Origin of the sequence: Marinobacter sp. CHS3-4 (assembly GCF_030053415.1) — a bacterium.
Taxonomy (GTDB): domain Bacteria; phylum Pseudomonadota; class Gammaproteobacteria; order Pseudomonadales; family Oleiphilaceae; genus Marinobacter.
Genome location: NZ_JASGBJ010000001.1, coordinates 862963 through 884023 on the forward strand (window position 1 = coordinate 862963; position 21061 = coordinate 884023).

At 56.0% G+C, this 21061-nt stretch carries 18 protein-coding genes; 8 read left to right on the forward strand and 10 right to left on the reverse strand.

All coding sequences use genetic code 11. The annotated features are described in order from the left end of the window. Positions 1–5: 5 nt before the first annotated feature. The 5 genes from infB (at position 6) to pnp (ending at position 6786) form a co-directional block, all read left to right on the forward strand. The gene (gene infB / locus QLQ17_RS04010) at positions 6–2579 is read left to right on the forward strand and encodes a translation initiation factor IF-2 (RefSeq protein WP_283208246.1); all 2574 of its coding nucleotides are present in this window, start codon (positions 6–8) and stop codon (positions 2577–2579) included. Between the two features lie 5 nt (positions 2580–2584). Continuing rightward, positions 2585–3016, forward strand: a complete 432-nt coding sequence (rbfA, locus tag QLQ17_RS04015; protein ID WP_283208247.1) for a 30S ribosome-binding factor RbfA — start codon at positions 2585–2587, stop codon at positions 3014–3016. Next, positions 3013–3933 carry a tRNA pseudouridine(55) synthase TruB gene (gene truB, locus QLQ17_RS04020; RefSeq protein WP_283208248.1) on the forward strand — a complete coding sequence of 307 codons (921 nt, stop codon included), beginning with the start codon at positions 3013–3015 and terminating at the stop codon, positions 3931–3933. The genes rbfA and truB overlap by 4 nt, the downstream gene beginning before the upstream one ends. A gap of 94 nt (positions 3934–4027) precedes the next feature. Beyond that, a complete protein-coding gene (gene rpsO, locus QLQ17_RS04025; protein WP_283208249.1) occupies positions 4028–4297 on the forward strand; it encodes a 30S ribosomal protein S15 in 270 nt (89 codons plus the stop codon). A gap of 371 nt (positions 4298–4668) precedes the next feature. Further along, positions 4669–6786: a polyribonucleotide nucleotidyltransferase gene (gene pnp / locus QLQ17_RS04030; RefSeq protein ID WP_283209044.1), complete on the forward strand. Its 2118-nt coding sequence runs from the start codon at positions 4669–4671 to the stop codon at positions 6784–6786. 66 nt (positions 6787–6852) lie between these two features. Here pnp and QLQ17_RS04035 read toward each other — a convergent pair whose 3' ends face one another. From QLQ17_RS04035 to QLQ17_RS04075, 9 genes are all read right to left on the reverse strand, one after another. Further along, positions 6853–7725: an alpha/beta hydrolase gene (locus QLQ17_RS04035; protein WP_283208250.1), complete on the reverse strand. Its 873-nt coding sequence runs from the start codon at positions 7723–7725 to the stop codon at positions 6853–6855. Continuing rightward, positions 7695–9560 (reverse strand): Lnb N-terminal periplasmic domain-containing protein, encoded by a 1866-nt coding sequence (locus QLQ17_RS04040; RefSeq protein WP_283208251.1) that lies wholly within the window; start codon positions 9558–9560, stop codon positions 7695–7697. The genes QLQ17_RS04035 and QLQ17_RS04040 overlap by 31 nt, the downstream gene beginning before the upstream one ends. Positions 9561–9647: 87 nt before the next feature. Then, positions 9648–10112: a DUF3015 domain-containing protein gene (locus QLQ17_RS04045; protein WP_283208252.1), complete on the reverse strand. Its 465-nt coding sequence runs from the start codon at positions 10110–10112 to the stop codon at positions 9648–9650. A gap of 221 nt (positions 10113–10333) precedes the next feature. Beyond that, positions 10334–11035 (reverse strand): ABC transporter ATP-binding protein, encoded by a 702-nt coding sequence (locus QLQ17_RS04050; protein WP_283208253.1) that lies wholly within the window; start codon positions 11033–11035, stop codon positions 10334–10336. A 9-nt stretch (positions 11036–11044) separates the two neighbouring features. Then, positions 11045–11800 carry a high-affinity branched-chain amino acid ABC transporter ATP-binding protein LivG gene (gene livG, locus QLQ17_RS04055; RefSeq protein WP_283208254.1) on the reverse strand — a complete coding sequence of 252 codons (756 nt, stop codon included), beginning with the start codon at positions 11798–11800 and terminating at the stop codon, positions 11045–11047. 6 nt (positions 11801–11806) lie between these two features. Then, the gene (locus QLQ17_RS04060) at positions 11807–13078 is read right to left on the reverse strand and encodes a high-affinity branched-chain amino acid ABC transporter permease LivM (RefSeq protein WP_283208255.1); all 1272 of its coding nucleotides are present in this window, start codon (positions 13076–13078) and stop codon (positions 11807–11809) included. After that, entirely contained in the window at positions 13078–14001 is a 924-nt protein-coding gene (gene livH / locus QLQ17_RS04065; RefSeq protein ID WP_283208256.1) for a high-affinity branched-chain amino acid ABC transporter permease LivH, read from the reverse strand. Before livH ends, QLQ17_RS04060 begins: the two co-directional genes overlap by 1 nt. A 162-nt stretch (positions 14002–14163) precedes the next feature. Continuing rightward, positions 14164–15276: a branched-chain amino acid ABC transporter substrate-binding protein gene (locus QLQ17_RS04070; protein WP_283208257.1), complete on the reverse strand. Its 1113-nt coding sequence runs from the start codon at positions 15274–15276 to the stop codon at positions 14164–14166. Between the two features lie 74 nt (positions 15277–15350). After that, positions 15351–16256, reverse strand: coding sequence for a tetratricopeptide repeat protein (locus QLQ17_RS04075; RefSeq protein ID WP_283208258.1), 906 nt, complete (start codon positions 16254–16256; stop codon positions 15351–15353). A 133-nt stretch (positions 16257–16389) separates the two neighbouring features. Here QLQ17_RS04075 and QLQ17_RS04080 point away from each other — a divergent pair, with 133 nt between their 5' ends. Then, complete coding sequence (locus QLQ17_RS04080; protein ID WP_283208259.1) at positions 16390–16884, forward strand: MarR family winged helix-turn-helix transcriptional regulator; 495 nt, start codon at positions 16390–16392, stop codon at positions 16882–16884. 267 nt (positions 16885–17151) lie between these two features. Here the strand turns inward: QLQ17_RS04080 and lon are convergent, their stop codons facing one another. After that, entirely contained in the window at positions 17152–19602 is a 2451-nt protein-coding gene (gene lon / locus QLQ17_RS04085; protein WP_283208260.1) for an endopeptidase La, read from the reverse strand. A gap of 194 nt (positions 19603–19796) precedes the next feature. Between lon and QLQ17_RS04090 the strand changes: the two genes are divergently transcribed. Together QLQ17_RS04090 and QLQ17_RS04095 are read left to right on the forward strand one after the other, a co-directional pair. After that, complete coding sequence (locus QLQ17_RS04090) at positions 19797–20660, forward strand: thioredoxin family protein (RefSeq protein ID WP_283208261.1); 864 nt, start codon at positions 19797–19799, stop codon at positions 20658–20660. Position 20661: 1 nt separating this feature from the next. Continuing rightward, the gene (locus QLQ17_RS04095) at positions 20662–20976 is read left to right on the forward strand and encodes a hypothetical protein (protein ID WP_283208262.1); all 315 of its coding nucleotides are present in this window, start codon (positions 20662–20664) and stop codon (positions 20974–20976) included. Positions 20977–21061 lie beyond the last annotated feature (85 nt).

The window sequence follows — 21061 nt, forward strand, 5'->3', positions numbered from 1 at the left end:
CCAGTATGGCTGACGTAACGGTAAAACAACTGGCCGCAGATATAGACGCTCCCGTGGATCGTTTGCTGCGACAGATCGTGGAAGCGGGCTTGAAAGCCCGTTCCGAAGGAGACTCTGTCACGAGTGATGAAAAGCAGCAGTTGCTGACTTATCTGAGAAAGAACCACGGCGATGACGAGGCTGAGCCGAAGAAAATCACTCTTAAGCGTAAAACTACGACCACGCTGAAAGCGGGTCGTGCCAAGACGGTTAACGTTGAGGTCCGCAAGCGTCGCACCTATGTGAAACGCGCCGAGATTGATCCGGAAGTGGCAAAACAGGAAGAGGCGGCTGCTCAGAGCGCTGAAAAGAGCGTCGAGACGCCTGAGCCGGAAGTAAAGCCAGCTGCGGCTGAAGCGCCGCAAGAAGAAGCGCCGAAGCAAGAGGCTCCGGTTGAGCCGGCACCGGCTGCAGAGGAAACCCCGGCCGAGGAAGAAAAGCCGGCAGCTAAGGCCGAAGAAAAAGCACCCGAGCCTGATCCGATTCCTGCGCCGGAAGACATGCCGATTCCGCCACCTGAAGAAGGCGAAGGCAAAGATCGCAAGGCCAAGAAGAAGAAAGAAAAAGAGAAAGCTCGCGGACGTGGTGACGAGCCTGAAGAAGGCAAGCCCAAGAAGAAGTCCGCTGGCCATCGTGGGCCACGCAACCGTCCGGTGGAAGAGCCTCTGATTATCAATGAGGAAGAGGAAGAGACCACGCTGCGGAAGCCGCTTCGTGCCAAAAAGAAACCCAAAGAAAAGCGTCATGCTTTCGAGAGGCCCACAAAGCCGATGGTAAGAGAAGTAGATATTCCCGAGACAATCACCGTGGGTGATCTGGCCCAGCGTATGGCGGTGAAATCGGCAGACGTCATCAAGACCCTGATGGGTATGGGCGTAATGGCGACCATCAACCAGGCACTGGATCAGGAAACTGCCGTGCTGGTGACTGAGGAGCTTGGTCACAAGCCGAATACCGTCAGCGAAGACGCGTTCGAAGAAGAGGTTCTGAGTGAGTTCGTCTTCGAGGGCAAGGATAAGATCAAGCGGGCACCGGTTGTCAGTGTGATGGGTCACGTTGACCACGGTAAGACATCCCTGCTGGATTATATCCGTCGTACCAAGGTTGCCTCGGGTGAATCCGGTGGCATTACACAGCACATCGGTGCCTACCACGTGGAAACCGATCACGGCATGGTGTCCTTCCTGGATACTCCCGGTCACGCAGCGTTTACGGCCATGCGTGCTCGTGGTGCCCAGTGCACAGACATCGTCATCCTGGTCGTTGCTGCAGATGACGGCGTGATGCCGCAAACCAAGGAAGCCGTTGATCACGCGCGTTCAGCGGGTGTTCCTCTGGTGGTTGCGATCAACAAGATGGACAAAGAAGAAGCCGACCCGGATCGGATCAAGACCGAGTTGGCCGGTATGGAAGTGATTCCGGAAGACTGGGGCGGTGACGTCCAGTTTATCCCTGTGTCGGCTCATACTGGCGAAGGTATTGATGACCTGATTGAAGCACTGTTGCTGCAAGCTGAGATCCTGGAACTGGAAGCTTCTGTAGACGCGCCTGCCAAAGGCGTTGTTGTTGAGTCCAGCCTGGAGCGCGGCCGCGGTTCCGTTGCCACGGTTCTGGTTCAGAACGGTACTCTGCGTCAGGGCGACATGGTGGTTGCCGGTTCCTTCTTCGGTAAGGTTCGAGCCATGACCGACGAAGCCGGCAAACAGTCAAAAGAAGCCGGTCCGTCTATCCCGGTTGAGATTCTGGGCCTGAACGGCACACCGGATGCGGGTGACGAATTCTTTGCGGTGGCCGACGAGAAGAAAGCGAAGGAACTTGCTGAGTTCCGTCAGTCTCGTGAGCGTGAGCAGCGGCTTCATCGCCAGCAGGCAGCCAAGCTCGAAAATCTGTTCGAGAATATGGGCAAGGACGAGGTCAAAACCCTCAATGTGGTCCTCAAGACCGATGTACGCGGTTCACTGGAAGCCATTATCAAATCGCTTCAGGATCTGGGTAACGACGAGGTGCAGGTCAAGATCGTATCGTCCGGTGTTGGCGGTATTGCCGAGACAGACGTAAGCCTGGCCATGGCTACCAATGCCGTTATCTTCGGTTTCAACGTTCGTGCAGACACGGCATCGAAGAAACTGGTGGAGCAGGAAGGCCTGGATCTTCGCTACTACAGCATCATCTATAACCTGATAGATGATGTGAAGGCGGCTCTGACCGGCATGCTGGCACCAGAATTCCGCGAAGACATCGTGGGTATCGCCGACGTGCGGGACGTGTTCCGTTCACCGAAGTTCGGTCAGGTCGCTGGCTGCATGGTGACCGAAGGCAACGTCTACCGGAACAAGCCGATTCGTGTACTGCGTGACAACGTGGTGATCTTTGAAGGCGAGCTGGAATCCCTGCGTCGCTTCAAGGACGACGTGCCGGAAGTTCGTAACGGTATGGAATGTGGTATCGGCGTTAAAGGCTACGACGTGAAAGTTGGAGACCAGATTGAGGTGTTCGACCGCGTACGGGTAGAGCGCAAGCTCGAATCCACCGGAGCCTGATCCTAATGCCAAGAGAGTTCAGCCGAATTGATCGTATCGGCGATCAGATGCAGCGCGAGCTGGCCCAGCTCATCCAGCGGGAGGTCAAAGACCCGCGGGTGGGCATGGTCACGGTGAATGCCGTCAAGGTCAGCCGTGACCTGGGTTATGCGGATGTTTACGTGTCGCTGCTGACCACGGAAGAACTGACGGAAGATTCGCCGCAGGTCAAAGAATCCCTGACTGTGCTGAACAAGGCGGCGGGGTTTCTGAAAGGCCAGGTTGGCCGTGCCATGAAGCTGCGGGTAACTCCGCAGCTTCGTTTTCACTTTGATACCCTGCTTGGCCATAGCCGCCACATGGATAATCTGATTCGTGAAGCCGTCGGTGACAAGCCGGCCGTCTCTCGAAGTGAAGAGGATAAACAGGGCAGCGACGATCCGGAGCAGGACGTTTGAGTCGAAGGCGTAAAGGGCGTGACGTTAACGGCATCCTGGTGATCGACAAGCCCATGGATGTCACCTCCAACGGCATCCTGCAGCAGGTCAAGCGTCTGTTTGGTGCTGCCAAGGCGGGCCATACAGGTGCCCTGGACCCACTGGCCACCGGTGTCCTGCCGTTGTGTTTTGGCGAAGCCACCAAGTTCTCGCAGATGATGCTGGACAGCGACAAGGCCTATATTGCTACGGCAAAACTGGGCGTTCGCACTGAAACCGGTGATAGCGAGGGCCAGATTGTCGACGAGCGACCTGTTCCGTCCGACCTGACGACAGAGCAGCTGGAAGTTGTCCTCGATCGTTTTCGCGGGGATATCCAGCAGGTTCCGTCGATGTACTCCGCACTCAAGCACCAGGGGCGTCCACTTTACGAGTACGCTCGTGAGGGAATTGAAGTCGAACGTCCCGCCCGTCCTGTCACCATTTATGAACTGACCCTGATTGAGCTGCGTGACGACGAGCTGGATATTGCGGTCAGCTGTACCAAAGGCACCTACATTCGCTCACTGGTCGAAGACATCGGTGAAGCGATCGGGTGTGGTGCGCATGTGACTGCACTGCGTAGAACCATGGCATCTGGCTTTACTCTGACCGATGCCTGTCAGGTCACGACGCTGGAGCAAATGCGGGAGCAGGGCGAAAGCCTGGATGGGCTGCTGGTGGCGCCGGATGCGGCGCTGTCGATGTTTCCGGAGCAGACGCTGGAAGGACAATCACTGGTGTCGATATTGAATGGACAACCAGTTAGAATACCCGGTCAGTCCGAGAAAGGCTTTGTTCGCCTGTATGGCAATAAAGGCTTTGTGGGGCTGGCAGAAAAATTCCCGGAAGGTGAGGCTACCAAACTGGTGCCCCGTCGACTGGTGAAGAGCAGCTGACAATACCCGATCAGGGCGTTGTGGCTGATTAGCCGGGCTGTAGAGATGCGCGGTTCGGCTGGACTAATTGAGCATCGCGATAATGAGGTGAGTTATGGCACTTTCTGCCGAAGAAAAAGCACAGATTGTTAAGGACTTTCAGCAAGGTGATGGTGATACCGGTTCTCCTGAAGTTCAGGTTGCCCTGCTGAGCCACAACATCAACAAGCTGCAGGATCATTTCAAGACCAACAAGCAGGATCACCACTCCCGCCGCGGTCTGATCCGTATGGTAAACCAGCGTCGTAAGCTGCTGGACTACCTGAAGCGCAAAAACGCTGACCGTTACCTGGAGCTGATCCAGCGTCTGAGTCTGCGTCGTTGATCCGGTTGTTCTGAACAACCTGAAGCCGACCCGAGTTCTGGGATTGTCCAGTGGGTCGGCTGGCAACTGGCGGGGCATCAAACCCCCGTTGGTTGTGCTTCTCGCCTGAGTAAAAAGACGCCTGTAGTGGAATCCAGAGCAAACCACCTGTCGCAATGGAAAGCCGAAATTGATAGCAGGTTGTTGAAAACCCCGATCCAGAGTCCGGTGTTTTGCAACAGCCTGTTAGCTTTCAGACAGGGTGCTTCGGGTTCATCACCAGGACGTTTTAGAAAAAGAGAGACCGAATCGGCCGAAAATCTATAGAAGTCGGCTGATCCGAGTCCATTGAAAAGTCCATTGATAAGATGAAATCAGGAGTCAACGTGGATCTGAATCCCGTAAAAAAATCGTTTGAACTGGGTGGCAAGACCGTCACTCTCGAAACCGGGCGTGTGGCCCGTCAGGCAACCGGTTCCGTACTGGTGACTGTCGATGACATTTCCGTATTGGGTACGGTTGTAGGTGCAAAAGAAGCCAAGCCGGGTCAGCCATTCTTTCCGCTGACCGTTAACTACTTCGAAAAGACCTACGCCGTCGGCAAAATCCCTGGTGGTTTCTTCAAGCGTGAAGGTCGTCCTTCCGAGAAAGAGACTTTGACCTCACGTCTGATCGACCGTCCGATTCGTCCGCTGTTCCCGAACGGCTTTATGAACGAAGTTCAGGTCATCACCACGGTTATGTCCTCCAGCAAGAATCAGGATCCGGACATCGCCGCCATGCTGGCAGCCTCTGCCGCTCTGTCTATTTCCGGTATTCCATTTGATGGTCCGATTGGTGCGTCGCGTGTGGCCTACACCAATGAGCGTGGCTACTTCCTGAACCCAACCTTTGAAGAGCTGGAAACGTCTTTGCTCGACATGGTGGTTGCGGGTACTGAAGACGCCGTGCTGATGGTTGAATCTGAAGCCAAGGGCCTGACTGAAGATCAGATGCTTGGCGCCGTGCTGTTTGGCCATGAAGAAATGCAGTCAGCAGTTGCCGCGATCAAGGAATTCACTGCGGAAGTGGGTAAGCCCCGTTGGGAATGGCAGCCAGAGCCGGAAAATACCGAGCTGCTGAACGCCATCCAGTCTGAATTTGCAGGCGCCATCGAAGAAGCGTACGGCATCCGTGACAAGATGGAACGTTATGCCCGTCTGAGCGAGATCAAGACCGCTGCCGTTGAAAAGCTTGCCGGCGAAGAGGAAGGCCAGCCGGCGGAAGACGAAGTCAAAAAGTACTTCGGCAAGGTTGAGAAGGCGACTGTCCGCAAGCAGGTTATCGATGGTAAACCGCGTATTGATGGTCGCGACAACAAGACCGTACGCCCGATTCAGGTTGAAGTTGGTGTTTTGCCCAGCACTCATGGTTCTGCACTGTTCACCCGTGGCGAAACTCAGGCCATCGTGACCACGACTCTGGGCACCGCCCGTGATATGCAGATCATTGATGCGCTGGAAGGCGAGCGCAAGGATCCGTTCCTGTTCCACTACAACTTCCCTCCCTATTCAGTAGGCGAAGCGGGTCGTGTGGGCACACCGGGTCGTCGCGAAGTCGGCCACGGCCGTCTGGCCAAGCGTGGTGTCGCTGCGGTGATGCCGACCATGGAAGAGTTCCCCTACACCATCCGTGCGGTCTCTGAAATCACCGAATCCAATGGTTCCAGTTCCATGGCGTCTGTGTGTGGTTCAAGCCTGGCCTTGATGGATGCTGGTGTACCAATTAAGGCGCCGGTTGCCGGTATTGCTATGGGTCTGGTGAAAGAAGGTGATCAATTCGCCGTACTGACCGACATCCTGGGCGACGAAGACCATCTGGGCGACATGGACTTTAAAGTGGCCGGTACCTCTGACGGTATCACTGCGTTGCAGATGGATATCAAAATCCAGGGCATCACTGACGAGATCATGGAAATCGCTCTGGATCAGGCCAACGCGGCCCGTCTGCACATTCTGGGCGAAATGGCCAAGGTGATTTCGACTCCACGTGCCGAGCTGTCCAGCCGTGCGCCGAGCATTACCTCGATCAAGATCAACCCGGACAAGATCCGCGACGTCATTGGCAAGGGCGGTGCAACTATCCGTTCTATCTGTGACGAAACCGGTGCGTCGATTGATCTGGACGACGATGGCAACGTGAAGATCTATGCCGATAACCAGGAAGCCGCCAACGCTGCGATGAAGCGAGTGATGGAAATCACCGCCGAAATCGAAGTGGGCGCTATCTACAAGGGCCGTGTTGAGCGCATTGTGGACTTCGGTGCTTTCGTTAACATCCTGCCTGGCAAAGATGGCCTGGTGCACATTTCCCAGATTTCCGAGCGTCGCATCGAGAACGTCACTGACGAACTCAGCGAAGGCCAGGAAGTGCTGGTGAAGGTGCTGGATGTCGACAATCGTGGGCGCGTGAAGTTGTCCATGAAGGAAGTGAAGGAAGGCGAACAGCCGACGGATCTGGCAGCCCTGTAAGCTGTCGATCTCAGAAAAAACCCGCCGCTCCTTTGGAGTTTGGCGGGTTTTTTTGTGTTGTATTGCCTACTGCTCCATGAATTCCAGAACTGCCTGTTGGTAACCAGGAAGCACGAACGTTGAGGCGTGTCCGGTATCGGTCTGCAGGAAGTGCTTCGGTTCTTTAGCGGCCTCAAAGAGTCGCTGGCCATGGTGGAAGGGAATGATCCCATCTCGCACGCTGTGAATGACCATCACCGGAACCGGGCTGATGCCGCCGATCATGTCAGTGGCTTCGTAATCATCCGGGATGGTCCAGCTCAGGGGAATCTGGAACGGCCAGGTTAGCCAGAAATTGCCAAGTTTCTCCCGAGCGATGGCTCGGAAGCCTGAGAAGGTTCCGTCCAGGATGACGCCTTCCAGGGGTGGTTGTTCTTGGCGTTTCGTCCACTCGCTGGCCAGGGCGGTGCCTAGCGCTCCGCCGAGACTTTGACCGAGCAGAAAAATCGGTTGGTCTTCGGCCGCGGGATAGTCGGCCAGCCATCGCAAACCGCTCTCAGCGTCGTGCAGGGCGCCCTCTATGTCGGGTGCGCCGGTGGACCTGCCATATCCCCGGTAGTCGATCAGGAAGACGTTGTAGCGCTTATCAGGTAGCCAGGATACGTTGAGAATATGGCTGCTGATGTTCTGGGCGTTGCCATGCAGAAAGTAAACCGTGCCTCGGGCGTCGGATTTTGCGGGCAGCCACCAGCCGTGCAGAGTTTCGCCATCAGCGGTGTCGAGGTATACGTCTTCGTATTCCAGGTTCAGCCGGTCCGGCGTGATGTAGGTGGCGCTGTCCGGGTAGAAGAACAGGCTGCTGCAGCCGGATTGAAGGAGCAGTGACAGGCCCAAGGCGAGCGCCGTCAAGCACTTCATGAATCGCGCTTTCAGAAGTATGCGTGGAGTCCTAGCTGCCATTCGCTGCGGTACCTGTCAAAGTGATGTTCCCGCTCGAAGCGGCTGAAGAGGCTTGCGTTACGGCCCAGATGCCAGTTTGCCTCGATGTAGGCCTGATCCTGTCGGTGTTGGCTACTGACAATCCAGGCCCGGGTCTTCACACCGGTCAACATACTGGCCCTGGCATGCTGAAAGAGTAATCCAACGTCGGCTCCGGGGGCGGCGTCATAGCCTCGCTTGAGGTCGTCGTCGATTTCCAGATCAGCGGTCGCCATGGCAAAGGCCTGAGCATTATCCGTCATTCTCCAGCTGCCACCAGCACCGCCCTCAAGGTAAGGGGTGAGTACCCGCCGCCCAGTAGCGGTATCGGTTCGCCTTCCACCGAAGCCCACTTGCCAGGACAGAGGCGAGAAAAACTGATTGCGAGGCGACAGAGAGCGGATTTCCACGCCAACGATCTGTTCCAGCTGAAGCTCATCGTTTTCGGCATAAAGCCGCGTATCCAGGCGTAGAAACTGCAGCTGGGCCCCTGGGCGATACCCTTCGGGTGGATCGAGAATGTCGTGATAGGCAGGGCGAATGGTCAGCTCGGAAAAATTTTGCTCCCCCAGCCGACCGCCACTGAGGCTCACCCGGAAGGTGTCGTGCCCCTGATCATCGCGAACCTCGGGCTTCGGTGGTTCTGGCGGTGGCGGCGCGTTTTCTATCTTGCTGCGTTGCTTAAGCAAGGCGTGCGAGAGTGGGGCAGCAATTTCCCTGGGCCAGCCTTCGGCCTCGCTCTGATAGCGCACATAGTCGTAGGTGGCGTCCAGCACTTGTGCGCGATCTTCCGGGCTCAAATTCTGAACTTCCTCATCCCCCGGCTTTACGAACCCGTTGGCCATGGCCGCGGCAAGTGTCTGATGATCGTCAGGTAGTCGCTCTATTGCCCATGAGACTTCAGTCGCTGCCGACGGGCGGTAATAGATATCACTGACAAGGTCTTTATCCATTACCCATCGGATGGTGTCGGACGGAATGGCGTGAGTGCTTACTTCGTCCAGAAGGTCTGTGCCGGGGCGCGCAACATCAATCAGCGCCAGCAGGCGGTAGGCGCAATTCTCGTCGAAGAAGTAGTAATCGAAGTTATGGTCACGGATTTCCCAGGCATGGGCCAGTAACAGGTCAACTTCGGACGGTGTCAGATTCAGCTGATACTCCCACAAGTCCCTGTGCTCTATATCAGAGTAGAGACGGATCTTCTCGTAGTAAGGCTGAATAGTGGTGATGCCCGGATAGCCGCCAAAGATCCCCTTGTAGGCAAACAGTATCTCACTGTCGTGGGCTGCGGCGTCAGCGGCGTAGGAAATAGTGTTTGCCAGCAGAAGGTTGGTTTCTTCGTCCTCCTGTGGCGGGTCAAGGCGCAGGAAGGTGTGGCCGAACATGGACGAGGGGCTGTTCAGATAACTGGCTGCGAATACCAGTGTCACTGTTTCAGTATTCAGTGTGGCTGTCCATTTCTCGTACTCGGGGCAACTTACCGGGGTGTCCGGCAGATCGAGTTTTTTTCTGAGCCAGGTATCCCTGGCGGGAAACCGACAGCGAGCGTGCTCATTCCCTCCACCGGGCGCGAGGATGGCTTCAAGGGTGGCTTGAAGTTCTGCCTCCGGCGAATGTTTTCCCTGCTCGCTAAAGAAAAAATTGGGGTCGTCGGCCTGGCCTTCAACACCGCCGAAACCTTGCGGTTGGTAATGGAGCAAGGTGTGCCAGGCGGGGTCCTGGTGAAGCTTGCCAGTGTCCGGTAGTGAAGTCGCAGAAACGCAGAAAGCGGGAACCAGCCATAACAATGCCGGAACAAAGCGAAGACTCAGCTGCATGAAAGAAGGGTTAATCCTGGTTTATAGCGGTGGGAATCGGGCAAACAGCGTTAAAGGGTGAGGGGCCCGGAACGGGCCCCGTCAGGTTTAGGCTGCGACGTATTTGCTCAGGCTGTCGTCTTTCTCAAGCAGAGCGACGATGGCATCAACGGCTTCGCCAGAAGTGGTTTCTGAGGAAGGGAAGATGGCCGCAAAGTTGTCTTGCAGCAGTGTGCGGAACGACTCGCGATCCGACTCCTGAACACCCAGCAGCACTGCCAGTGTGTCGAGGTTTTCGCCAGAGCCACGGGACATGTCACGGGCTACCTTGTCGATGTTGCTGTCCATATACATAGCCATGGACTGAACAGACTCGTTAGTCTTACATCCAAGGGTGCCGGTGGTCATGCCGAACGTCTGGTTACCAAAGGTACCGTTGGTGGTTGCTGCCAGTACGTGGGGCGCAACACCTGACTGTCCTTTCCAGATCATGGAGCCTACACCACAGCCTGGCTGGGCAAAGGCAAGCGTGGACGCACCCATGAGCAATGCACCTGCGATCAGTTTTTTCATTATCAACTCCTTGTTTGATTTAGCTGTCGTCGCTCGAACGGCCCTGACTTTTAGTCCGTGGAGACGGATTGACCGTTAAGCTGAGTATAGTTGAAATTTCAGGAAGGCAAGGACGAAATGCGGGGTGAGTGACTGATTTGCGGCATAAAAAAACCGGAACATGTCGCCATGCTCCGGTGTTAGTCAAGGACATATCGATTCAGGCGGCCTACTTGAGGCTGTCAGCCACCCAGATAGGCGTTTTGCACATCCGGATTTTCAAGCAGGTTTTTGCCTGTGTCGTGTAGTCGAATCTTGCCGGTTTCCAGCACGTAGCCCCGGTCTGCAAGGTTCAGAGCCTGGTGCGCGTTCTGCTCCACCAGGAACACAGTGATGCCTTCCTCGCGCAGCTGGCCGATGATCTCGAAGATCTGCTTGATCACGAGGGGAGCCAGGCCCAGCGAAGGCTCGTCCAGAATGATCATGTTCGGCTTGCTCATCAGCGCCCGGCCGATTGCCAGCATCTGCTGCTCGCCACCAGACATGGTGCCAGCGCGCTGAGACTCACGCTCCTTAAGGCGAGGAAACAGTTCATAGACGTGTTCCTGGCTTTTGCGGATTTCGGCCTTGGTGTTGAAGAACCCGCCCATGTGGAGATTTTCTTCAACGGTCAGCCCTGAAAAGATCCGGCGGCCCTCCGGCACAATGGCAATGCCGGAGCGCATGATGGTGGAAGTTGGATCTCGGGTAATGTCGCGGCCATTCAGTACCACCCGACCCGAGGTCGCCTGCGGGTTGCCGCAAACGGTCATCAGCAGGGTCGTCTTGCCGGCCCCATTGGCGCCGATCAGCGAGACAATCTCGCCTTTATTTACCTCTACGGAGACGCCGTGAAGGGCTTCGATCTTGCCGTAGTGGGTATGAACATCTTCAAGTACTAGCATGGTGTCCCCTCAGGCCTCGCCCAGATAGGCTTTGATCACGTCGTCATTCTGGCGGATCTCGTCCGGCGTGCCACTGGCCAGGGGGCGCCCCTGGTTAATGACATTGATGCGGTCCGAAATATCCATGACCAGGCTCATGTCGTGCTCAATCAGCACCACGGAAACGTTGTAGTCCTCTTTCAGGCTGACAATCAGCTGATTGAGTTCTTTGGTTTCCGCTGGGTTCAGGCCGGCTGCGGGTTCATCCAGCATCAGTAGCTTTGGTTCCGTTACCATGCAGCGGGCAATTTCAAGCCTGCGCTGCTGACCGTAGGCCAGGTTTCCGGCCTCTCGGTTGGCCATGGATAGAAGTCCGACACGGTCGAGCCAATAGGCGGCCCGGTCCAGGGATTTTTGCTCCCGCTCTCGATAGTCCGGCGTTTTAAGCAGGCCCGAAATCAGGTTGGTATTCAGGTGCCGATGTTGGGCCACCAGCAGGTTCTCGACCACCGTCATCTGGCCAAACAGGCGCACATGCTGGAATGTGCGCACCATGCCCATGCGAGAGATTTTGAAGTCCGGCTTGCCCTGAACTTCTTTGCCCTCAAAGCGGATCTTTCCGCCGGTGGGCTTGTAAAAGCCGCTCATGCAGTTGAATACCGTGGTCTTGCCGGCCCCGTTAGGGCCGATAATAGACACGATTTCGTGTTCCTGAACGTCCAGTGACACTTGATCTACCGCCAGCAGGCCGCCAAAGCGCATGGACAGATTCTCTACTTCAAGCATCGTCCGTCACTCCTGCTTTTCAAGTTCAATGTGAATTCGGCGCATGGGCATCAGGCCCTGCGGGCGCCAGACCATCATCAGCACCATGGCGGCGCCGAAAATGAGCATCCGGTACTCGGAGAACTCACGCGCTAGCTCCGGCAGGATGGTTACCGCAATGGCTGCCAGTACCACGCCAATCTGGGAGCCCATGCCACCGAGCACCACGATTGCCAGAATGATGGCCGATTCAAGGAAGACGAAGGATTCCGGGCTGATAAAGCCCTGCTTTGACGCGAACACCGTACCCGCAAAACCAGCGAAGAAAGCACCAATCGTAAACGCTGACAGTTTCACTGCGGTTCTGCTGAGCCCCAGTGAGCGGGAGGCGATTTCATCTTCACGCAACGCTTCCCAGGCACGGCCCACCGGCATGCGCATGAAACGGCGAATGACCAGAGCAGTAAACACCGCCAGTACCAGTGAAATCAGGTACAGGAAAATCACTTTGTGCTCGCCGCTGTAGGCAATGCCAAAGGTTTCATGGAATGAGGTGTTGCCTTCTTCCTTGATGCGACGCCCAAACTCCATACCGAACAGGGTTGGATCCGGAATGCCGCCGATGCCATTGGGGCCACCAGTCAGCGTCGTCCAGTTGTTCAGCAGAATCCGTATGATTTCACCGAAGCCGAGGGTCACGATCGCAAGGTAGTCCCCCCGCAATCGCAGTACCGGAAACCCGAGTACCAGACCGAACAGGGCCGCCAACAGGGCGCCAATAGGCAGTGCCAGCCAGAAGGAAATTCCCAGATACTGTGACAGCAACGCGAAGGTATAGGCACCTACCGCGTAAAAGGCCACGTAGCCCAAGTCCAGCAGGCCGGCCAGGCCGACCACGACGTTCAGGCCCAGGGCCAGCATGATATAGATCAGTACCAGGGTAGCCAGGTCAACCGACCCCCGTGAAACAAAGAACGGCCAGAACAGTGCAAACACAACAATGCCGGTCAGAATCCAGGATTCGATCTTGGCCCGTTTGTTTTCCGCCATTGGCTCTTTGTTGGCGTCCGAGGAGGGCATTGGCACCCGCTTCAGCGCACCCATGATCTGATCACGGAACAGCTGGAACAGGAAAACGACCAGCGCAGCGAGCAAAACCAGCACAATGGTAGTGGTGTCCGCGCCAGTTAGCGTCACGTCGATACCCTGTGCTTCCAGATTGAAGCCAATGATCGGGTAGGAAATGATCAGTGTGATAAACGCGCAAAAAAACGCGTGTCCGAAGTTTTTAGCAGCCATCAGATCTTTTCAACCTCCGGTTTGCCAAGCAGGCCGGTGGGTTTGAACAGCAGAATGAGGATCAGCAGACTGAATGAGATCACGTCCTTGTACTCGCCGCTGAGGTAGCCCGACGTCATGCTTTCGCCTACCCCCAAAATCAGCCCGCCAAGCATGGCACCGGGAATACTGCCAATGCCGCCAAGCACGGCTGCGGTGAAGGCTTTCAGGCCTGCGATAAAACCGAACAGCGGATCTACCGAGCCGTAATACATGCCCAGAAGCAGGCCGGCGACGGCTGCCAGTGCAGCGCCGATCACGAACGTGGCCGAGATGATTCGGTTGGTGTCGATGCCCAGCAGGTTGGCCATGCCCAGGTCCTGAGAAACGGCGCGACAGGCGCGACCGGTACGGGAGCGGGAAATAAACAGCGCAAGACCGGTCATACAGATCAGCGTCGTCACGAATATGGTGATCTGTATGTAGGACAGAGACATCTGGAAACCTTCACTGGAGCCGAAGCGGAAGCTGCCTTCAATCAGAGAGGGGAAGCCGATGTTTCGTGAACCCTGCGCCAGGTGAACGTAGTTCTGCAGGAAGATGGACATGCCGATGGCCGAGATCAGTGGAATCAGGCGGTGACGACCCCGAACCGGCCGATAGGCGACCCGTTCCACTGCCCAGCCCATCGCGCTGGACACGATCATTGCGCACACCAGTGCAACAATCAGGATCACTGGCAGCCAGGCAACACCCAGGGTGGCCAGGCCGGTAATCGCAATCAGCGCGGTATAGGCGCCAATCATGTAGATTTCACCATGGGCAAAGTTGATCATGCCGATGATGCCGTAAACCATCGTGTAACCGATGGCGATCAGGGCGTAGGTGCTCCCGATCGTCAGCCCGTTAATGAGCTGTTGAGAGAAATACAGGAGATCTTGCATGGATACTGGACTCCGATAGCCTTGCCCCCTCATCTACAAACAAGCACCTCCCGGGATGCGGGAGGTGCTGAATGCGGACTCAACAGAGGCCAAGAAAAACACCTTCCCCCGGATTGCGGTGAGAAGGTGTTCTCATTGATTACCGTCTTTTAACGATTCGGCTTAGTTTACCGGAGTTTTGCTGCCATCTGAATGCCATTCGTAAACGACAAACTCAAATGACTCCATATCGCCGGCTTTATCGTATTCCACGGTGCCGATCGGGGTCTGAAAGGTGCCGGCGCGCAGCGCGTCAGCCACTTCGAACGGATCTTTTGAATCAGCCGCTTCGATACCCTCGGCCACCAGCTGTACAGCAGTGTAAGAGGTAAGTACGAACGGGCCGGAAGGATCTTCGCCCTTATCGGTAAAGGCTTTCACCAGTTCCTGGTTTTCTTCTTTCTTGTCGAAGCTTGGTGGCAGTGTAACCAGCAGGCCTTCGGCAGCATCGCCAGCGATGGTGTTGATGTCTTTGTTACCAACGCCTTCCGGGCCCATGAAGGTAGCGTCCAGGCCAGCCTGTCCAGCCTGGCGCAGAATCAGACCCAGCTCAGGGTGATAACCACCGTAGTAGACATAATCAACATCGGCCTGCTTCAGCTTGGTAACCAGTGAAGAGAAGTCTTTGTCGCCGGCCGTGATGCCTTCAAACATGGCAACTTCTATGCCCTTATCAGTCAGGGTGTCACGAACCGCGGTGGCGATACCTTCACCGTACTGCTGCTTGTCGTGAATAACCGCGACGCGCTCCGGATTCAGGCTTGCCAGGTGGTTGGCTGCAACCGGGCCCTGCATGCTGTCCAGACCGATGGTACGGAACACCAGTTCATAGCCACGCTCGGTGATTTCCGGGCTGGTGGAAGCCGGTGTGATCATCAGAATGCCTTCGTCTTCGTAGATATCAGACGCCGGCTGCGTGGAGCTGGAGCACAGATGACCGATCACAAAGCGAACGCCGTCGTTGACCATGTTATTGGCAACGGTTACGGCCTGCTTGGGGTCACAAACGTCGTCGTATTCAACGGCAACGAGCTCTTCGCCCATGACGCCGCCATTGGCGTTGATCTGTTCGATCGCCATGCGGGCACCGGCGAACTGCATGTCACCGTACTGGGCAACAGGGCCGGTCATCGGGCCAGCAATACCAATCTGGATTTCGGCGGCGGCATGGCCAGCGCCCATAACGGCGATGGATGCACCGATAGCGGTTACGAGTTTTTTGACGGGTGTCTTCATTGATTATGTCCTGTGAGGTTTCAGGGTTTCTTATGTTCTCAGCGGATTAAACAAACACTACGGCCGATTCCTTGTCAAGAATCGGTTGAGTCCTCATCATCCTGATGGACCAGCTTGCGGAAGTTCTCATGGTCGGTGAGCTCCGCAAAACTGGGGTCGACTGAGGCATCGTCCCTGTAAGCCTCGGAAATCTCGAGCGCGCCTTTCAGCGTCTCCACTGCGTCATCCCAGCGACCAATCTCGGCATAGGCACAAGCCAGCTGATACAGCGCATGTCCATTGCCGGGGGCCAGTTTCAGCGCGCGCTGGCAAAGACTAATCGCCCACAACGGTTCCTGCATTTCCAGTACCGCGTCGGCTTTGTAGCTCAAAGCTTCTACGTCGTCGGGGCGCAGGTCAAGTATTGCATCATACGCCGCAATCTTATTCTGATGCGAGGTTTCCTGGCTGGCTTGTAGCCAGAGCGAGTGCACTTCGTTCGTGCGCTCAATTTCCTTCTGGTTTTGCTGAATGATGTCGGATTTCTGCCTGAGCTGGTCTTCGATGAAATCGAGTCTGTTTTCATACTCCACGACCAGTTCGTTGACCCGCTTCTCGGCAAGGCTGGACAACTGGTTGCGCATATCGCGAATGGAGTTCCAGCCAATCATAACCAGAATCGAGGTAGCGCCCGCGATCAGGTAGAAAAAGTAGGTCACCGTGTCGGTCGCGTAGGACATGGTCTTGTCGGCGACGGACAGTTCTTTGTCCACCACCTTTTCGATCAGCTCTGCGCGGGTGTTCATCATTTCCTTGCGCAGGGCTTTGCTTTCCTCCAACAGGTAGAGTTCGACGAAAGGGGTGTACATGGGCTCTTCGAGGTTGCCGATACGATCCTTCACGTCTTCTGCGCTCACGTCTCCTTCACCCTGTTGTGCCTGGGACGCCGTTGCAACCAGCAGGGCGATTACTGTCACGATCAGTGTTTTTAAAGCGGTCATTAATGGATTGTTCCGTTGGCTGTGACTCAAAAAGGTGCAGACTTTATCACAGCGTCTTGCATTTGTTGGAATAAAGACCTCTAATACTTAGGGGTGTAAACATTTTCCTCACAACCAATCCTGGAGTTTTGAATTGGACAGCTATGAAGGTGTTCTGGTGGCCTTGCGCCGCGTCATTCGCGCGACGGACCTGCATTCCAAGCGTCTGAGCAAGCATGCTGGTTTGACCGGGCCGCAATTGTTGATCATGCGCAGCATTCGGGATCTGGGCGAGGTCACCATCGGTACGATTGCTGAGAAGGTGAGTCTGAGTCAGGCGACGGTGACAACCATTCTGGACCGCCTGGAGCATCGGAAGCTGGTTTATCGGGTGCGCAGTACCCAGGATAAACGCAAGGTGCATGCGCATTTGACGTCCGAGGGTGCGGATATTCTGGCACGTGCCCCGCAGCCGTTGCAGGAGAATTTTATTCAGAAGTTTCAGAGTCTGGCGGAGTGGGAGCAGACGATGATTCTGGCGTCTTTGCAGCGGGTGGCGAATATGATGGACGCGGACGACATTGATGCGTCGCCGGTTCTGGATGTGGGGCCGGTGCTTCGGGAGGATGGCTGGAAGGCCAAATCTTGAGTTTGCGGGCTGGTTCGGGGGTGGTGGTCAATTTTCTTTGGAAAAAGAACTCGCTGCGCTCAGACATCTTTATTCCGGCAGAAAGTTGACCACCACCCCCAAACCGAATTGACAGTTCAGTGAACTCAAATTTGTTCTGCCCATTCCGGAATGAGCCGCGGAGCGAGGACTTTTTCTGACAGGACAGGGTGTCTGAGCGCAGCGAGTTCCTGTCCCGAAGAAAAAGTTATCGCTCCGAGGCGGGCAGGCCACCAAGCCACCCAGAGACTAGTGCACCGACGCTCCCTTCTTGGGTTTGTTGCCAAAGCACACCTGATACACGTCGCTGTACTGCTTGGCGAAGTTCACCGTCAGGCCCTCTTTCAAATAGTCAGGCAGCTCTTCGTAGTCGCCACGGTTGCCTTCCGGCAGGATCAGGTTGCTGATCTTTTGCCGTCTGGCGGCAATGACCTTTTCCCGGATTCCGCCCACAGGGAGCACCTGGCCCGTGAGGGTCAGTTCGCCGGTCATGGCGATGTTCTGCTGCGGCGCTTCTTTTCTGGCAATCGACAGCAGGGCCGTGGCCATGGTGACGCCGGCGCTGGGGCCGTCCTTCGGGGTTGCGCCTTCGGGTACGTGAAGGTGCACGAAGGATTTGTCGAAGAAGGTCGGGTCGCCCTTATAGCGTTTGAGGTTCGATGACACATAGCTGTAGGCGATTTCGGCGGATTCTTTCATCACATCGCCAAGCTGCCCCGTCAGTTTGAAGCCGCGCTGGCTGCTGTGGACCCGGGAGGCCTCTATACTCAGGGTGGCACCGCCCATGGCAGTCCAGGCCAGGCCGGTCACCACGCCGATGCCTTTCAGTGATTTCTCTTTCTTGAAGGCGGGCTGGCCGAGCAGCTCGGTCAGGTCGGATACGCCGACTTTCACCGGTTCGTCCGGGTTTTCCAGCAGCTTCACGATGCCTTTTCGGATCACCTTGTGCAGCAGCTTTTCCAGGCTGCGCACGCCAGCTTCGCGGGCATAGCCTTCAATGATCTGTTTGATGGCCGCGTCGGTGATGTTCATCTGCTTTTTGAGCAAGCCTGCCCGCTTGAGCAGTTTGGGCAGCAAATAATGTTTGGCGATTGCTACCTTCTCTTCGGCGATGTAACCGGACAGACGAATCACGTCCATGCGGTCCAGCAGCGGGCGCGGAATGGTGTCCAGCTGGTTGGCGGTGCAGATGAACAGCACCTTGGACAGGTCCATGCGCACGTCCAGGTAGTGGTCCAGAAATTCCTTGTTCTGTTCCGGGTCCAGGGTTTCCAGCAGAGCTGACGCTGGGTCGCCCTGGAAAGAGGCGCCAATTTTGTCGATTTCGTCCAGCATGATCACCGGGTTCGACACTTTGGAATCTTTCAGCGCCTGTACGAATTTGCCCGGCATGGCGCCGATGTAGGTTCGGCGGTGTCCTTTGATTTCGGCTTCGTCGCGCATTCCGCCCAGGCTGAAACGGTAGAATTCCCGACCCAGGGCATCGGCAACTGAATGGCCGATGGAGGTTTTTCCCACGCCGGGCGGGCCCACCAGCAACAGGATGGAACCGCTGACTTCGCCTTTAAACGTGCCTTCCGCCAGGAATTCCACAATCCGGTCTTTCACGTCATGCAAGCCGTCGTGATCCCGGTCGAGAATGCGGCGGGCTTCGGCCAGGTCGAAATGATCTTCGGACGACACGCCCCAGGGAACCTGGGTGAGCCAGTCCAGGTAGTTGCGAGTGACGCCGTATTCCGGCGAGCCCTGTTCCAGCACCTGAAGTTTCTGTAGCTCGTCGTCAAAGCGTTCCTGCACCTGCTCCGGCGGATCGAGTTTTTCCATCCGCGCCTGGAAGCGCTCGGCATCAGCGGTCTTGTCATCCTTGGCCATACCCAGTTCGCGCTGAATCACTTTCAGTTGTTCTTTCAGGAAGAATTCGCGCTGGTGTTTCTGAACCTTGTCGTTCACTTCTTCGCTGATCTCTGCCTGCAGGCGCGCTACTTCCTGTTCCTTGGCCATCAGTAGCAGCACTTTTTCCATTCGCCTCAGTAGCGGCACGGTGTCCAGGATTTCCTGCAGCTCGTGGCCGGGAGCGCTGGTCATGGACGCGCCAAAATCGGCCAGGGGTGAACTGTCGTCCGGGCCAAAACGGGACAGGTACTGCTTCACCTCTTCGCCATACAGCGGGTTGGTGCGCAAAAGCTCCTTGATGGCGCTGATAATGGCCATCGTATAGGCCTTGAGTTCGTCGGCCGCCTCGTCGGGCTCTTCGGGATACTCTACTTCCACCAGGTAGGGTGGCTTGCGTCGCAGCCACTGAGTTATTCGAAATCGCTGCAGGCCCTGGGCGATAAACTGAATCTTGCCGCTATCCTCCTGGGCGTGATGAACGCGAACCGCGCAGCCAATGGTCTCAAGCTCTTCACTACCTGGGACCCCTTGTTCCGGGTCACTGTCTTCGACAAAACATATGCCCAGAACCCTGTGGTCCGTTTCACCGACGCGCTTCAGAGTTTGCTGCCAGGGGTTTTGATTGACCACGATAGGCTGCACCTGAGCCGGGAAGAACGGCCGGTTCGACACAGGCAGCACATACATCCGGCGCGGCATCTGCTGTTTTGGCAGAACCAGGCTCTTGCTGTTTTCGTCTTTGCCAATGTATTCGGTGACGTCTTCGTCGAGCGCTTCAAACGCGTCGTTGCGGTTTTCGTCGTTCATCCGATTCAGCATCCTCCGGAGTATGTGTTAAGCAGAAATAAGCCTGCGTATTGCCTATCTAGCGGCGACGGTCTGTTTTTCAAGGTAGTCGTTTGCCAGCCAGCCGTGCAGTACGGTTGTGCCTTGAAATCCGTTCACCTGCCCCAATTCACAACAGCAATCCAACTTTTAAAAGACGAGCACCAGGTGCCCTTATGATCGATTCACCACATATTTTCGAAGCCACAATGGAAAACTTTCAGCAGGACGTGATGGAGGCTTCTGCCCAAGTTCCCGTGCTGGTGGATGTCTGGGCGGAGTGGTGTGCGCCCTGCAAACAACTCATGCCGATTCTGGACAAGCTGGCAGACGAGTATCAGGGCGCGTTCAGATTGGCCAAGGTCAACGCTGACGATCAGCAGCAATTAACGGCAAGCCTGGGCGTTCGCAGTTTGCCAACGGTGATTTTGGTGAAGGATGGCCAGGCCGTGGACGGTTTCAATGAAGGGCGCTCTGAGGGCGATATCCGTCAGATGCTGGACAAGCACGTTGAAGCGCCAGAAGAAGACCCTTATGACAAATCCCAGCGACTGTGGGAAGAGGGGGATATCGAGGCCGCGTTGGCCGTGCTGACAGATTTGAATCGAAAGAATCCAGACGACATCAAAGTGCTGATCGACATCGCACAGTTGAAGGCAGAGCTCGGCGACGTTGAAACGGCGGAGCAGGTGTTCGAAAGTCTTCCTGCGGAAGAAAAAATGCAGCACAAAGCCAAACAGCTGGCGGCACGAATCAAGTTTCTGAAAGCCTCAGCGGAGCTGCCGCCGGTGCCAGAGCTTGAAGACGCGTTGGATAAAGACCCCAAAGATCCCAATGCGCTGCATTTGCTGGCCTTGCACCACATTTTGAAAGAGAACAACGCCGAGGCGATGGAATTGCTGATTCGCCTTATGCAGGTAGACAGCAAATACAAGGACGAGGTCGCTAAAACGACCTTAATAGAGCTATTCGACAAGCTGGGTAATAACAACCCGGATGTCCGAACTTATCGGCGAAAGCTGTATACCCTCATGCACTGATATGTCGCTGAGACTGCCGCCCCAGCCCGACGAATGTGAGCTTTGCGAACGCCCCGTGGCAAAGCTCACGCGTCACCATTTGATCCCCAAGCGGCTTCATCGCAAAAAACGTTTCCAGAAACTGTTCAGTAAAGAGGACCTGGTCACCAGAACGCTCTGGGTGTGCCGACCCTGCCACAATGCCATTCACAAAGCGTGCGGCGAGCTTGAGCTGGGCCTGCATTACAACACCCGCAAAGCTCTGCTGGAACTGGACGAATTGCGGCGGTTTGTCGTCTGGCTGAAGGATAAACCCGAAGATTTCGTGCCGAAGTGACAGAGGTAGAGGCCCGTCATGCAGGTGCGCTTACGCGACAAATCCCAAAGTGTCGCTATACTCCCTTTCAGATGTCCGATGTGCG

Excerpts from the sequence above, each read along its gene's own strand:
- infB (WP_283208246.1), top strand. The coding sequence starts at position 6 with ATGGCTGACGTAACGGTAAAACAACTGGCCGCAGATATAGACGCTCCC.
- rbfA (WP_283208247.1), top strand. The coding sequence starts at position 2,585 with ATGCCAAGAGAGTTCAGCCGAATTGATCGTATCGGCGATCAGATGCAG.
- rpsO (WP_283208249.1), top strand. The coding sequence starts at position 4,028 with ATGGCACTTTCTGCCGAAGAAAAAGCACAGATTGTTAAGGACTTTCAG.
- QLQ17_RS04035 (WP_283208250.1), bottom strand. The coding sequence starts at position 7,725 with ATGGCAGCTAGGACTCCACGCATACTTCTGAAAGCGCGATTCATGAAG.
- QLQ17_RS04040 (WP_283208251.1), bottom strand. The coding sequence starts at position 9,560 with ATGCAGCTGAGTCTTCGCTTTGTTCCGGCATTGTTATGGCTGGTTCCC.
- QLQ17_RS04045 (WP_283208252.1), bottom strand. The coding sequence starts at position 10,112 with ATGAAAAAACTGATCGCAGGTGCATTGCTCATGGGTGCGTCCACGCTT.
- QLQ17_RS04050 (WP_283208253.1), bottom strand. The coding sequence starts at position 11,035 with ATGCTAGTACTTGAAGATGTTCATACCCACTACGGCAAGATCGAAGCC.
- livG (WP_283208254.1), bottom strand. The coding sequence starts at position 11,800 with ATGCTTGAAGTAGAGAATCTGTCCATGCGCTTTGGCGGCCTGCTGGCG.
- QLQ17_RS04060 (WP_283208255.1), bottom strand. The coding sequence starts at position 13,078 with ATGGCTGCTAAAAACTTCGGACACGCGTTTTTTTGCGCGTTTATCACA.
- livH (WP_283208256.1), bottom strand. The coding sequence starts at position 14,001 with ATGCAAGATCTCCTGTATTTCTCTCAACAGCTCATTAACGGGCTGACG.
- QLQ17_RS04070 (WP_283208257.1), bottom strand. The coding sequence starts at position 15,276 with ATGAAGACACCCGTCAAAAAACTCGTAACCGCTATCGGTGCATCCATC.
- QLQ17_RS04075 (WP_283208258.1), bottom strand. The coding sequence starts at position 16,256 with ATGACCGCTTTAAAAACACTGATCGTGACAGTAATCGCCCTGCTGGTT.
- lon (WP_283208260.1), bottom strand. The coding sequence starts at position 19,602 with ATGAACGACGAAAACCGCAACGACGCGTTTGAAGCGCTCGACGAAGAC.
- QLQ17_RS04090 (WP_283208261.1), top strand. The coding sequence starts at position 19,797 with ATGATCGATTCACCACATATTTTCGAAGCCACAATGGAAAACTTTCAG.
- QLQ17_RS04095 (WP_283208262.1), top strand. The coding sequence starts at position 20,662 with ATGTCGCTGAGACTGCCGCCCCAGCCCGACGAATGTGAGCTTTGCGAA.